General features: G+C 73.9%; 12 protein-coding genes. 11 read left to right on the top strand and 1 reads right to left on the bottom strand.

All coding sequences use genetic code 11. The features are described 5' to 3' along the window. Window position 1: 1 nt before the first annotated feature. Window positions 2-766, bottom strand: a complete 765-nt coding sequence (locus ACFZDA_RS26975) for a LuxR C-terminal-related transcriptional regulator (RefSeq protein WP_391086306.1) — start codon at window positions 764-766, stop codon at window positions 2-4. A gap of 267 nt (window positions 767-1,033) precedes the next feature. On the opposite strand from ACFZDA_RS26975, the gene ACFZDA_RS26970 reads away from it, so the two are divergent. The 11 genes from ACFZDA_RS26970 to ACFZDA_RS26920 are packed head-to-tail and all read left to right on the top strand — an operon-like array spanning window position 1,034 to window position 10,714. Continuing rightward, window positions 1,034-1,276, top strand: a complete 243-nt coding sequence (locus tag ACFZDA_RS26970; protein WP_391086304.1) for a phosphopantetheine-binding protein — start codon at window positions 1,034-1,036, stop codon at window positions 1,274-1,276. Window positions 1,277-1,326: 50 nt separating this feature from the next. Further along, on the top strand, window positions 1,327-2,571 hold the full coding sequence (locus tag ACFZDA_RS26965; RefSeq protein WP_391086302.1) for a beta-ketoacyl synthase N-terminal-like domain-containing protein: 1,245 nt from the start codon (window positions 1,327-1,329) through the stop codon (window positions 2,569-2,571). Continuing rightward, entirely contained in the window at window positions 2,568-3,719 is a 1,152-nt protein-coding gene (locus ACFZDA_RS26960; protein WP_391086300.1) for a beta-ketoacyl synthase N-terminal-like domain-containing protein, read from the top strand. Before ACFZDA_RS26965 ends, ACFZDA_RS26960 begins: the two co-directional genes overlap by 4 nt. Before the next feature lies 1 nt (window position 3,720). Further along, the gene (locus tag ACFZDA_RS26955) at window positions 3,721-4,665 is read left to right on the top strand and encodes a beta-ketoacyl synthase N-terminal-like domain-containing protein (protein ID WP_391086298.1); all 945 of its coding nucleotides are present in this window, start codon (window positions 3,721-3,723) and stop codon (window positions 4,663-4,665) included. Beyond that, entirely contained in the window at window positions 4,662-5,510 is an 849-nt protein-coding gene (locus ACFZDA_RS26950) for an alpha/beta fold hydrolase (RefSeq protein WP_391086296.1), read from the top strand. The genes ACFZDA_RS26955 and ACFZDA_RS26950 overlap by 4 nt, the downstream gene beginning before the upstream one ends. Further along, window positions 5,507-6,475, top strand: a complete 969-nt coding sequence (locus ACFZDA_RS26945) for a hypothetical protein (protein WP_391086294.1) — start codon at window positions 5,507-5,509, stop codon at window positions 6,473-6,475. Before ACFZDA_RS26950 ends, ACFZDA_RS26945 begins: the two co-directional genes overlap by 4 nt. A 35-nt stretch (window positions 6,476-6,510) precedes the next feature. Beyond that, window positions 6,511-7,692, top strand: coding sequence for a beta-ketoacyl synthase N-terminal-like domain-containing protein (locus ACFZDA_RS26940; RefSeq protein ID WP_391086292.1), 1,182 nt, complete (start codon window positions 6,511-6,513; stop codon window positions 7,690-7,692). After that, on the top strand, window positions 7,689-8,651 hold the full coding sequence (locus ACFZDA_RS26935) for a beta-ketoacyl synthase N-terminal-like domain-containing protein (protein WP_391086289.1): 963 nt from the start codon (window positions 7,689-7,691) through the stop codon (window positions 8,649-8,651). Before ACFZDA_RS26940 ends, ACFZDA_RS26935 begins: the two co-directional genes overlap by 4 nt. Further along, window positions 8,648-9,448 (top strand): SDR family oxidoreductase, encoded by an 801-nt coding sequence (locus ACFZDA_RS26930; protein WP_391086287.1) that lies wholly within the window; start codon window positions 8,648-8,650, stop codon window positions 9,446-9,448. Before ACFZDA_RS26935 ends, ACFZDA_RS26930 begins: the two co-directional genes overlap by 4 nt. After that, window positions 9,445-10,398 carry an alpha/beta hydrolase gene (locus tag ACFZDA_RS26925; RefSeq protein WP_391086285.1) on the top strand — a complete coding sequence of 318 codons (954 nt, stop codon included), beginning with the start codon at window positions 9,445-9,447 and terminating at the stop codon, window positions 10,396-10,398. Before ACFZDA_RS26930 ends, ACFZDA_RS26925 begins: the two co-directional genes overlap by 4 nt. After that, window positions 10,391-10,714 carry a hypothetical protein gene (locus tag ACFZDA_RS26920; protein WP_391086283.1) on the top strand — a complete coding sequence of 108 codons (324 nt, stop codon included), beginning with the start codon at window positions 10,391-10,393 and terminating at the stop codon, window positions 10,712-10,714. The genes ACFZDA_RS26925 and ACFZDA_RS26920 overlap by 8 nt, the downstream gene beginning before the upstream one ends.

Genomic DNA, 10,714 nt, shown 5'->3' with positions numbered 1-10,714 from the left:
TTCAGCTCAGGCACATCTCCCGTAGCGGAGCCTGCCGTCCTGACGAACTCTGCAACAATCCCAGCCGACTTGCGAGGGCGCCTGCCTGAAAGCGGGATTCGGCGCCCAGTCGTTCCATGACACGTGCAACGTGGCGACGGTAGGTGCGCACGGACATCTGCAGTCTGCGAGCCGCTGTTTCGTCCTTGCAGCCCGAACTCAGAAGTTCAAGTATTTGCGCGGTGACCTCGTCCTCGACGTCCAGTCCGCACTGCCGGAAGACCTCGATCTTCACAGCGGACTGCCAGACCGCGAAGAACGTATTGCACAGCGCCGAGACGATGGACTGGTCGTGGACGACGAGGACCTTTTCGCTGAACCGGGCGTCATGCGGCCTCAGCACCGCGACACGGCGGTCGATGATGACGAAGTCCGGCAGCTGCGCACAGGCGACCCGTATCTGCGCCCCCTTGTCCGAGATCTGGTCGAGGTGGCCGGCGCCCTGCAGCGCGGTGTCGCTGCTGCAGACGGTGGAAACGTTGTTTCCCAGGGCCAGAAGATCGACTTCGAGGGATCTCAGGGACGGGAGCAGGGTGCCTTCCTCGGGCCAGGCGTCCCAGAGGTCGATGGTCCTGCGGGTGGACTCCAGACGGAAACGCTCGAATATCTCGGCACGTAATTCCGCTATGGAGCACGGCTCTATGTCTCTTCGCGAAGCGAGGTCTCGCGGGGGCGCCGCCAGGGGCGGCTCATGACACTGTTCGTAACGGGCTGCGGCAAGCTTCATATCGCGCAACTTCCCCCCAGTTGCTTTGCCTGTGTCCAGGATTCGCCGTGGAGCATAACTGGAGCCACAGCCCTCCGCCTAGAACTTCCGTGCATGTCTCACACTGCGGGCTGTCCTATATTTGCCGGTCTGGCCGGTGTAAAGCCCTGAATCGGGGGTTCAGGGCGTCGCGGTAGCAGCTTGTTGCCAGGTTGAAAACGGAATCAGATATTCCTGGCATCGTGCTTCCGAAGGCACTTCGCCGTCAATCCACAGAGGTGATAAACCATGGCCGCGGTTACCGAAGAGCGTCAGCAGATCATCAAGGACATTGTCTGCGACGTGCTCGAGATTGACCCCGACGAGCTGAATGACAGCAGCCTTTTCAAGGACCACGGCGCCGACTCGCTGCGCGCGATCGAAATCCTGGCCGGTCTGGAGAAGCAGTTCTCCGTGACCATCGACCAGGCCGAGCTGAGCCGCATGGTCAACCTCGACGGCGTCTACGCCGTGGTCGCCGACGCCCTCTGATCCGGCCCGCCCGCACACACGCTCGCGCTCACACATTTGGGGAGGTTGGCATGACCAGCCGAGTCACGGACCCGGAGAAGAGGGTCGTCGTCACCGGGATCGGTGCGGTGACCAGCATCGGCGTCGGAGCCCGCGCCTTTCTGGAGGGCCTGCGGGAGGGCCGCGGGTCCGCGCGGCCCATCACCGCCTTCGACACCGCCGGATTCGACCATGCGCTCGGCTGCGAGGTCGTCGGATTCCGACCCGCCCAGTGGCTGCACCGGCACCAGCCGGAGGAACTCGGCCGGGCGGCCCAGTTCGCCACCGCCGCCGCGCGGATGGCGATCGACGACGCGGCGCTGGGCGAGGACGAGGTGCGGGCGGGCCGCACCCTCGTCGCCGTCGGCACCACCGACGGGGAGTCCCGCGACCTCGACGCCCTGGTCGGCGCCCAGGTCGAACGGGGTGCGGACGCGGGCGACCCGGCGGTCGCCCGGCGGGTTCCCACCGTGCGGCTGGCCACCGGGATCGCCCGTGACCTCGGACTCACCGATGTGGAGGCGGTCTCGATGCCGACGGCCTGCGCCGCCGGCAACTACGCCATCGGCCACGGCTACGACGCCGTCCTGGCCGGCGACGTGGACATCGCCCTGTGCGGGGGCGCCGACGCGGTGTGCCGCAAGACCTTCACCGGTTTCTACCGGCTCGGCACCATCGCCCCGGAGAAGTGCCGGCCGTTCGACGTGTCCCGGCAGGGCATCCTCACCGGCGAGGGCGCCGGCATCCTCGTGCTGGAGACGCTGGCGTCCGCCCGGGCCCGCGGCGCACGCGTGTACGCCGAGGTCCTCGGCTACGGGCTGAACTGCGACGCGCATCATCCCGTCGCCCCGGACCGGGCCAGCATCGCACGCTGCATGCGAACGGCCCATGAATCCGCAGGTGTCGAGGCTGCGCAGGTCGATTTCATCTCGGCGCATGGTACGGGCACCAAGGCCAACGACATCACCGAAGCCGCCGCCATCCACGAGGTCTTTGGCCGAAAGGCTCCGCCCACTGTCTCGATCAAGTCGATGATCGGGCACACCATGGGCGCAGCCAGCGCACTGGCCGCCGCCGCGAGCGCACTGGCGATCGCCGAGCAGTTCATCCCGCCGACCGTCAACCACGTCGAGACCGACCCCGAGTGCGCGCTCGACTGCGTACCCAACGAGGCCCGGCCCGCCGACCTGCGCATCGTGCAGAACAACGCCCTCGCCTTCGGCGGCAACAACGCGGTCACCCTCTTCGGCCGGGTGACCGGGGAGAGCGCCGCGTGAGCGCCGCACACACCGGCCACCGGGACGCCCCCGACGCAGCCCTCGCCATCGCGGGCCGCGGCGTGGTGACCGCGTTCGGCGACAGCGTCGGCGGCGTTCTCGACGCGCTGTGCGCCGGCCGCACCGCGCTGGCCCCGCTGCGCTCCTTCGACCCGGAGCGGTACGGACTGCGGCACGCCTACGAGATCGACGACCGGCCCGCAGGACAGGACGTGGAGCTGCGCGCCACCGGGTGGCTGTGCCGCGCCGTCGAACTCGCCGCCGCCGACGCCGGGCTGACCGACCTGAGCTCCGTGCCCGTGATCGTCGGCACCGGCCTGCGCGAGCTGCGCACCGCCGAACTGCGCCACCGCGCCGGGACGCCCGGTCCCGCCGCGGACCTGTACTTCGACGGCGCCCTGCGCCGCCGCTTCGGCACCGGCCGCACCTACACCGTCGCCAACGCCTGCGCCGCCTCCCTCTATGCCTGCGGGCTCGGCGCCGATCTGCTGGCGGCGGGCGAGGCGGACACCGTGGTGGTGGCCGGCACCGACGCGATCACCGAGAGCATGCTCGGGCTGCTCGACCGGGTCCAGCCCGGACACCCCGACGCCGTACGCCCCTTCGACCGGGAGCGCCGCGGTGTGCTGCTCGGCGAGGGCGCCGCCGCCGTCGTCCTGCGGCGCGGCGGGCCGGCACCCGCCGTGCTCCGTTCCGTCGCCCTGGGCTGCGACGCCCACCATGTGACGGCCCCCGACCCGGAGGGCATCCTGCGCACTATCCAGGAGGCCCAGGACAGGGCGGGGCTCGCCCCCGAGGAGATCGACCTGGTGCTGGCCCACGGCACCGGCACCCTGCTCAACGACGAGGCCGAGGCCATCGCGCTGAGCAAGGCGTTCGCCGGCTGCCGGCCCGCGGTGACCGCCGTCAAGGCCGCCACGGGACACACCTCGGGCACCTCGGGCCTGCTCGCCCTCACCCTCGCCGTCGAGGCCCTGACCACCGGACGGATACCGCCCACCCGGGGGGTGCGCGAGCTCATCCCCGAGGCGGCCGGGCTCGACGTGGTGCGCGACCGGGAACGGCGGGTTCCGCTGCGGACCGCCCAGATCGACGCGTTCGGGTTCGGCGGCCTCAACGCCGTCGCCCTGGTGGAGGGGACCGCCTGACATGACCACCGTCATCGTGACCGGGGCCGCCGTGATCGGCCCCGACCTGCACGCCCCCCGTCAGCTGCTCCCCGGGGCCGGCGCCCCCGCGCCCGGCGGCGACCCCGCCGACCCCGCGCGCGTGCTGGGCCCGCGCGGCCTGCGCTACAAGGACCGGGCCACCTGTCTGGCCCTCGCGGCGGCCCAACTCGCCCTGACCGACGCCGGCCTGCCCGGCGCGGCGGCCGAGACCCCCGACGACTGCGGCGTCGTGGTGAGCAGCAACCACGGCAACCTCGACACCGTGTGCGACGCCGCCGCGACCATCGCTCAGCACGGCACGGACGGGCTCAGCCCCATGGCACTGCCCAACGCCTCCAGCAACATCGCTGCCTCGTCGGTCGCCATCCGCTTCCGCCTCGCGGGCCCCAACCTGACGCTCTGCAATGGGCCCACCTCCGGCCTGGACGCGGTGCACTGGGCCCGGCACCTGATCGCCGCCGGGCGGACCCGGCGCGTCCTGGTGATCGGCACCGAATCCGACACGGCGGCGGTGCGTGCCGTCACCGGCGCCGAAGGCCCCCTCTTCGACGGGGCGGCCGCGGTGGTCCTCGAAGCCGCCGACAGCGCCCGGCGCCGCTCGGCCGCCGGCCGCGCCGTGGTCGGCCCCTACGCGCGCGCCGCCACCGCGCAAGAAAGCCTGCGGGCGCTCGGCACCCTGCCGCCCCTCGCGCTCTGGCTGGCGAGCCGGACCGCCGTCTGCGACCCGCCCGCGGGCGCCGGGCAGGCCCCGGTGCACGACCTGAACCAGCTGCTCGGAGACGCCTCGGGCGCCCTCGGCGTGCTCCAGTGCGCCGCCGCCGCCAGCCTGCCGCCCGGCTCCGGCGCCACGCTCGCCCTCACCGGGGACACCGGGCACGACGCCGTCACCACCCTGCTGTTCGAGCCGTCGGAGAACGCCGCATGACCGAATCGAACCTGCGCCTGCTGCGTCCGGCGTCGGTGCCGGTCCCCCGCCGCGTGCTCCTGCTGCACGGACTGGGCGCGGGCGACAACATCTGGCACCTGTACCGGGCCCTGGCCGGACCCGACCTCGAACTGTGGGGCGTACGGCTGCCGTGGCGCTTCGACGGCGAGACGGACTGGGCGTACGACCCCGGGTGCTTCCGCGTGGTGGCGGACGTGCTCGGCGAGTCCTTCGACGCGGTCGTCGCCCACTCCTTCGCCGCCAACGTGCTGCTGGAACTCCTCGCGACACAGCGGCATCCGCAGCCCGAGGCCACGGTGCTCCTGGCCCCCTTCTACCGGCCGCGGCCGGGCGCCTTCCACTGGGACACCGCCGAGTACTACCTCAACGAGTTCCAGCGCTTCCTGGAGAGCGGCATCGCCGCCCGGCGCCTCATGCGCGGGCGCTCACGGCTGGACGGCGCGGTCCTGAACGACATGGGCCGCCACGTCCGGGACCGGATCGGCGCCTACGGCTGGCTCAGGTTCTTCGAGACGTATCTGCGCACGCCCTGGCTCCGCCTCGACCAGGTGCGCGGCCCCTGCCTGGTCGTGGCGGGGGAACGGGACACCGCAGCCTCCCCGCGCGACGCCGGCGACCTCGCCGCGGCGCTGCCGGGCAGCCGGCTCACCGTCCTGCCGGACACCGGGCACTTCGCCATGGTCGAAGCGGCCGCCCCGTTCGCCGCCGCGCTGGACGCCTTCTTCCACCAGACCCTGAACACCCGCCCCCTCCATGCCGTGCCCGACGTCCGAGCGGCCGCGCTCGCCGTCCCGCCGACGTATCCAGAGGAGCTACTGACATGACCATCGGCCTGGACCTCGCACCGGCCCTCGACCGCGTGACGACCGTGTCGCTGCGGCCCCGCTACGAAGGGTGCAACATCTGCACCTGGATCGGCTTCAAGCACGTCAACTACCTCGTCGAGGAAGCGGTGCTGACGCATCTGCGGGAGGCCGGCCTGGCGGCGGGCGCGCTCTACGAGACGTACGGCCTCGGCACCGAGCTCGTCGACATCGACACCCGCATCGCGACCGCCCTGCACATCGACGACGTGGTCACCGCCGAGGTGCGGCCCGCCGCCGACGGCGCGGGCCGTACCGAGGGGCGCCTCGCGCTGACCGTACAGCTGTCCGTGGACCGCGACGCGGTCCCGGTGAGGGCCGCCACGTCCCAGGTGGGCGTGGTCTTCCGGCAGGACGCCGGATGCCACGACGCGCCGGCCGAAGCCGCCCCGCACACCGTGCGCCGTATCACCGGCACGGCCGGGGCGAAGCTGCCGTCCCTGCCGGACCGCGTCGGCTCGGTCGAGGAGGCCGTCGGGCTGCTCAAGGCCCAGGGCAACACCGAGGTGTGGCGCTGGCGCGTCCCGTACTACCACTGCCACTTCACCGAGCGGCTGCAGATGTCCGGTCTGCTGCGCGTGATGGAGGAGGCCGTGCACTGGTTCCTCCAGGAGCGCGGCGTGTCCATCCGGACCCTGCTGACCGAGCAGGACTGGATCCCCGTGGTGCCGCACTCGGCGATCACCCTGCTCGACGAGACCCTCATGGAGGAGGAGCTGCTGATCGCCTTCACCGTGGAGGACGTCTTCAAGGACCTCACCTACACGGCCCGGGTGGACACCTACGCCCTGCGCGACGGGGCGCTGGTCCCCACCTCGACCGGCCGCATCACCCACGGCTACGCCCACATCGACAGCCGCCGCGACTGGAGCCTGACCCGGTTCGACGAGCGGCTGCAGCGGGCGCTGCGCGGAGCGGGCCAGTAGCCGCCGGCCGGCGACGCGAGGACGGGAGAGCGACGATGGATGGCAAGGTACTGATCACCGGCCTGGGTGCCGTCTCGGCCCTCGGCGGCGGAGTCGACGCGTTCCGCCGCGGCCTGAGCGCGGCGCACAGCCTGCCCGTCGAGACCGCCGACCCCTGGGCCAAGGTCCCGGTCCGGCGGATGTACCTGGTGCCCGGGGCCGACGACGTACCCGCGCCCGGCCGGGTGTCCGGCCTCGCGGTCCGGGCCGCCGGGGAGGCCATGGCGGACGCGGGCCTCGCACCGGGTTCGCTCGACGCGACCCGCACCGCCGTCATCGTCGGCACGACCCTCGGCGACGGCGCCGACGACGAACGACACCGCCCGGCCGGTACGGCCCACGGCGGCAGCAGCGCCTACGGGGTGAGCGCCGCGGTCGCTCGCGCGGTGGGGGCCCACGGCGCCGCCCCCGTCGTCGGCAACGCCTGCGCCGCCAGCGGTTACGCGGTGGCGATGGGGGCCGACCTGATCCGCTCCGGCGCCGCCGACGTGGTGGTCGCGGGCGGCGCCGAGGCCCAGTCCCGGGTCGCCCTCGCCTGCTTCAACCGGATGGGCGCGGTCGACCCGGAGCGCTGCCGGCCCTTCGACTCCGAACGCCGCGGCACCGTGTTCGGCGAGGGCGCGGCCGTACTGGTCCTGGAGTCCGCCGAGCACGCCCGGCGCCGCGGCGCCGGGCCGTACTACGCCGAGGTCGGCGGCAGCGGCTGGAGCTGCGACGCCCACCACATCACCAGCCCCGAACCGGGCGGCACACAGATCCGGCGCGCCATGGCGGCCGCCCTGGACGACGCGGGGATCGGGCCGCGGGACATCGGCTGCGTCGTGCCGCACGGCACCGGCACCGAACTCAACGACGCGGTGGAGAGCGAGGCGCTGGCCCACCTGCTCGCCGGGGACCTGGACCGCACCCCCCTCTACAGCCTGAAGGCGCTCATCGGCCACACCGGCGGCGCGGCCGGCGCGTTCGCGGTGCTCGCCGGCGCGCTCATCGCCCGCGACCGCGAGGTCATGCCGAACACCCCGGTGCGGGTGCCGGATCCGCGCTGCCCGGTGTGGCTCCCCGACGACGGCCCGGTGCCGCTCGAACGCCCCGGGGTCCTGGTGAACGCGTACGGGTTCGGAGGCAACAACATCTCGATCACCCTGCTGGCCACGGGCCGTGAGGAGGACCGCCGGTGAGTACGACAGAGCTCGTGGTCAGCGGGCTGGGAGTGGTCACGCCCTGGACCGACCGGCCGCGGCGGGCCGCCGCCCCGCCCACCCCCGCTCCGCCCCCGGACGACTCCTGGTTCGACGTCACCGCCCGCCTCGGGCCACGGGGTTACCGCTACCTCCCGGCCGCCAGCGCCTATCTGCTCGCGGCCACCCGCGCGGCCGTCGCCGACGCGGGCGGGATCGGCCATGTCGCCGCGGACGCGCGGGCCGCCGTGGTGGCCACCAACCACGCCGCCACCGGGGTGCTCGACGGCATGGACGACACGGTGACCCGGGAGGGCTCCGACGGACTCAGCCCGGCCCTCGCGCCCTACTTCTCGATCAACACGTACGTGGGCCGGGTGGCGACCGAGTACGAGACGCGGGCGTTCGCCGTCACCCTCACCTCACCGGCCGTCGCCGGGTTCGACGCCCTGGCGCTGGCCGCCACCTCGCTGGCGCGCGGCCGGGCCGGCGTCCTCGTCGTGGGCACGACCGAGGCCCGGCTCCCGGCCGGGCACCGGGCGTCCGGCGCCGACGAGACCGGGGCCGCCGCCCTGGTGCTCGAACCGGCCGCCGCCGCCCGGGCCCGCGGCGCGCGGGTGCACGGCACCGTCCGGGCCCGGACCCTGTGCCTGCCGGACGGGCAGCCGCCCTCCGGCGGACCGCTCGCGGCGGCGCTCGACGCCCTGCTCAAGGACGGCGACCGCGCACCCCTCACCGTCCACCTGGTGGCCGACGACTCCCCGGTCGCCGAGCTGACCGCGCAGGCCCTCAAACCCCACGGCACCGTGCGGCGCGCGCCCCTCGGCGCCGGGTGCCTGGCGCCCGCGCTGCGCCTGGTGCAGTCGCTGGCGTCCGACGGCGAGCGGCACCTGGTCGCCGTGGCGCAGGGCACCGGACACGTCGCACTGGCCCTGGTGACCGCGGAGGAGGCGGCATGAACGAGGACGCGCTGCACGGCTCCTGGGCGCTGATCCTGGGAGCGTCCAGCGGCATGGGCGCCGCCGCGGCCCGTGCCCTTTGCGCCCGCGGCGCGCATGTGCTGGGCGTGCACTTCGACACGGCGGCCACCCAGCCCGAGGTGGACGCCCTCGTGGCTCAGCTGCGGGCCCACGGCACGACCGTCGAGTTCCACAACGCCAACGCCGCGAGCCGCAAGGTCCGTGCCCAGCTCGTGGCACGGCTCGGCGAACTCGCCGCCGACCGCGGCGTACGGGTACTGCTGCACTCGCTGGCCTTCGGCACCCTGGCGCCCTACCTGCGCGGCACGAACGCCCAGGAGCCCGTCCAGGAACGGCAGCTGACGATGACGCTGGACGTCATGGCGCACTCCCTCGTCTACTGGACGCAGGAGCTGCACGAGGCGAAGCTGCTGCGCCCCGGCGCGAAGGTGTTCGCGATGACCAGCGCCGGCACGAGCCGGGTCTCGGCGACCTACGGGCCCGTCTCCGCCGCCAAGTGCGCACTGGAGGCCCACACCCGGCAGCTCGCGGTGGAGCTGGCCCCGGCCGGTGTCGCGGTGAACGCCGTCCGGGCCGGAGTGACTCCGACCCGCTCCCTGGAGCGCATCCCGGAACACGGCGAACTCCTGGCCCGGGCCCGGGCCGGCAACCCGCACGGGCGGCTCACCACCCCCGACGACGTCGCCGAGGTGATCGCGCACCTCGCCCTGCTCGACTCCTCGTGGCTGACCGGCAACGTGATCGGCGTGGACGGCGGCGAGGTGCACACCGTATGACCCCCGTCCCGTACATCGCCGTACCGGCCGGAGCGGCCGCCCTGGTGCTCGCCGGCTGGGCCACCGCGGCCACCCTCGCGGGCGGCCGGCGCGCCCGGGCCCTGTACCGGCCGCCGCGCGCGGAGTCCGCCCGCACCCCCGGCGACCGGGGCCTGGCCTGGGAGGAGACCCGGGTCACCACGCGGGACGGGCACCGGCTGGCGGCCTGGTGGATACCGGGCCGCGGGCCGCACACCGTCGTCGTCTGCCACCCCGTCGGCCGGGACCGGGCGAGCGTGCTGCCGCACATCCGGCTGCTGCACGAGGCCGGCCACCACGTCCTCGCCTACGACCTGCGCAACCACGGCGCCAGCGACGACGACTCCCGGATCCGGGGCATGGCCGGCAAGTTCACCGCCGACCTGCACGACGCCCTGGCCCACGCCCGGTCCCGCCCCGAGGCACGCGGCGGACGCACCGGGGTGCTCGCGCTGTCGTTCTCCACCTGGCCCGCCGTGTACGGGCTGCGCGACACCTCGGACGTCGACGCCGTCGTGTGCGACAGCGGGCCCGGCGCGGATCTGCCCGGCGCGATGCGCCGCTACTTCGACCTCCAGGCCCGGCTGCTGCCCCGCTGGCTGGGCCGCGCACCGGCCCTCGCCCTGGCCCGGCGCGCCTTCGTGGCCGGTGCCCGGCGCCGGCTCGGCGTGCGGCCGGACTGGCTCGCCGAACTCGCCGGCTGCCAGGTGCCGATGCTGTTCGTCGGGGCGGCCCGCGACACCCTGATGCCGCCCGAGGACATCGCGGCCGTGGCCCGGCACGCCCCGCACGCCCGGGTGTGGACCGCCCCGAACGCCATCCACGTCAACGCCCACCGTCTGGACCGGGCGGCGTACACCCACCGGCTGACCGAGTTCTACGCGGAGGCGTTCGGCCGCGCCGCGGTCCGAGCGGGGCACGGCGATGACTGAGTACGTGCTGGTCGAGAGCCGGCACCCGTTCACCGACCCCGGCGACGGCGCCTTCGTCCGTGACGCGGTGGCCCTGGCCACGGCCGGGCACCGGGTGCGGCTCTGCCTGGTGCAGGAGGGCGTGCTCGGCGCGGCCGCCCGCACCGGCGGCATCGTCGAGGCCCTGCGCGCCGGCGTGCGCGTCCAGGCCGACGACCACTCGCTCGCCCGGCACGCGCTGCGGGCGGCCGACCTGCCGACCGGCGTCGAGGTCCAGGACATGGCCGCGTTCGCGCGGACGGTGCTCGCCACGGACACCCGGGTGGTGTGGCACTGA

This window comes from Streptomyces sp. NPDC007991 (genome assembly GCF_042958445.1).
Taxonomy (GTDB): domain Bacteria; phylum Actinomycetota; class Actinomycetes; order Streptomycetales; family Streptomycetaceae; genus Streptomyces.
The sequence above is the reverse complement of the archived record's forward strand: the minus strand, read 5'-3'. Positions and strand labels throughout refer to the sequence as shown.

What these genes read in the sequence shown, in the direction of transcription:
- ACFZDA_RS26975 (WP_391086306.1), bottom strand. Translation starts at nt 766, where the DNA reads ATGAAGCTTGCCGCAGCCCGTTACGAACAGTGTCATGAGCCGCCCCTG.
- ACFZDA_RS26970 (WP_391086304.1), top strand. Translation starts at nt 1,034, where the DNA reads ATGGCCGCGGTTACCGAAGAGCGTCAGCAGATCATCAAGGACATTGTC.
- ACFZDA_RS26965 (WP_391086302.1), top strand. Translation starts at nt 1,327, where the DNA reads ATGACCAGCCGAGTCACGGACCCGGAGAAGAGGGTCGTCGTCACCGGG.
- ACFZDA_RS26955 (WP_391086298.1), top strand. Translation starts at nt 3,721, where the DNA reads ATGACCACCGTCATCGTGACCGGGGCCGCCGTGATCGGCCCCGACCTG.
- ACFZDA_RS26950 (WP_391086296.1), top strand. Translation starts at nt 4,662, where the DNA reads ATGACCGAATCGAACCTGCGCCTGCTGCGTCCGGCGTCGGTGCCGGTC.
- ACFZDA_RS26945 (WP_391086294.1), top strand. Translation starts at nt 5,507, where the DNA reads ATGACCATCGGCCTGGACCTCGCACCGGCCCTCGACCGCGTGACGACC.
- ACFZDA_RS26940 (WP_391086292.1), top strand. Translation starts at nt 6,511, where the DNA reads ATGGATGGCAAGGTACTGATCACCGGCCTGGGTGCCGTCTCGGCCCTC.
- ACFZDA_RS26930 (WP_391086287.1), top strand. Translation starts at nt 8,648, where the DNA reads ATGAACGAGGACGCGCTGCACGGCTCCTGGGCGCTGATCCTGGGAGCG.
- ACFZDA_RS26925 (WP_391086285.1), top strand. Translation starts at nt 9,445, where the DNA reads ATGACCCCCGTCCCGTACATCGCCGTACCGGCCGGAGCGGCCGCCCTG.
- ACFZDA_RS26920 (WP_391086283.1), top strand. Translation starts at nt 10,391, where the DNA reads ATGACTGAGTACGTGCTGGTCGAGAGCCGGCACCCGTTCACCGACCCC.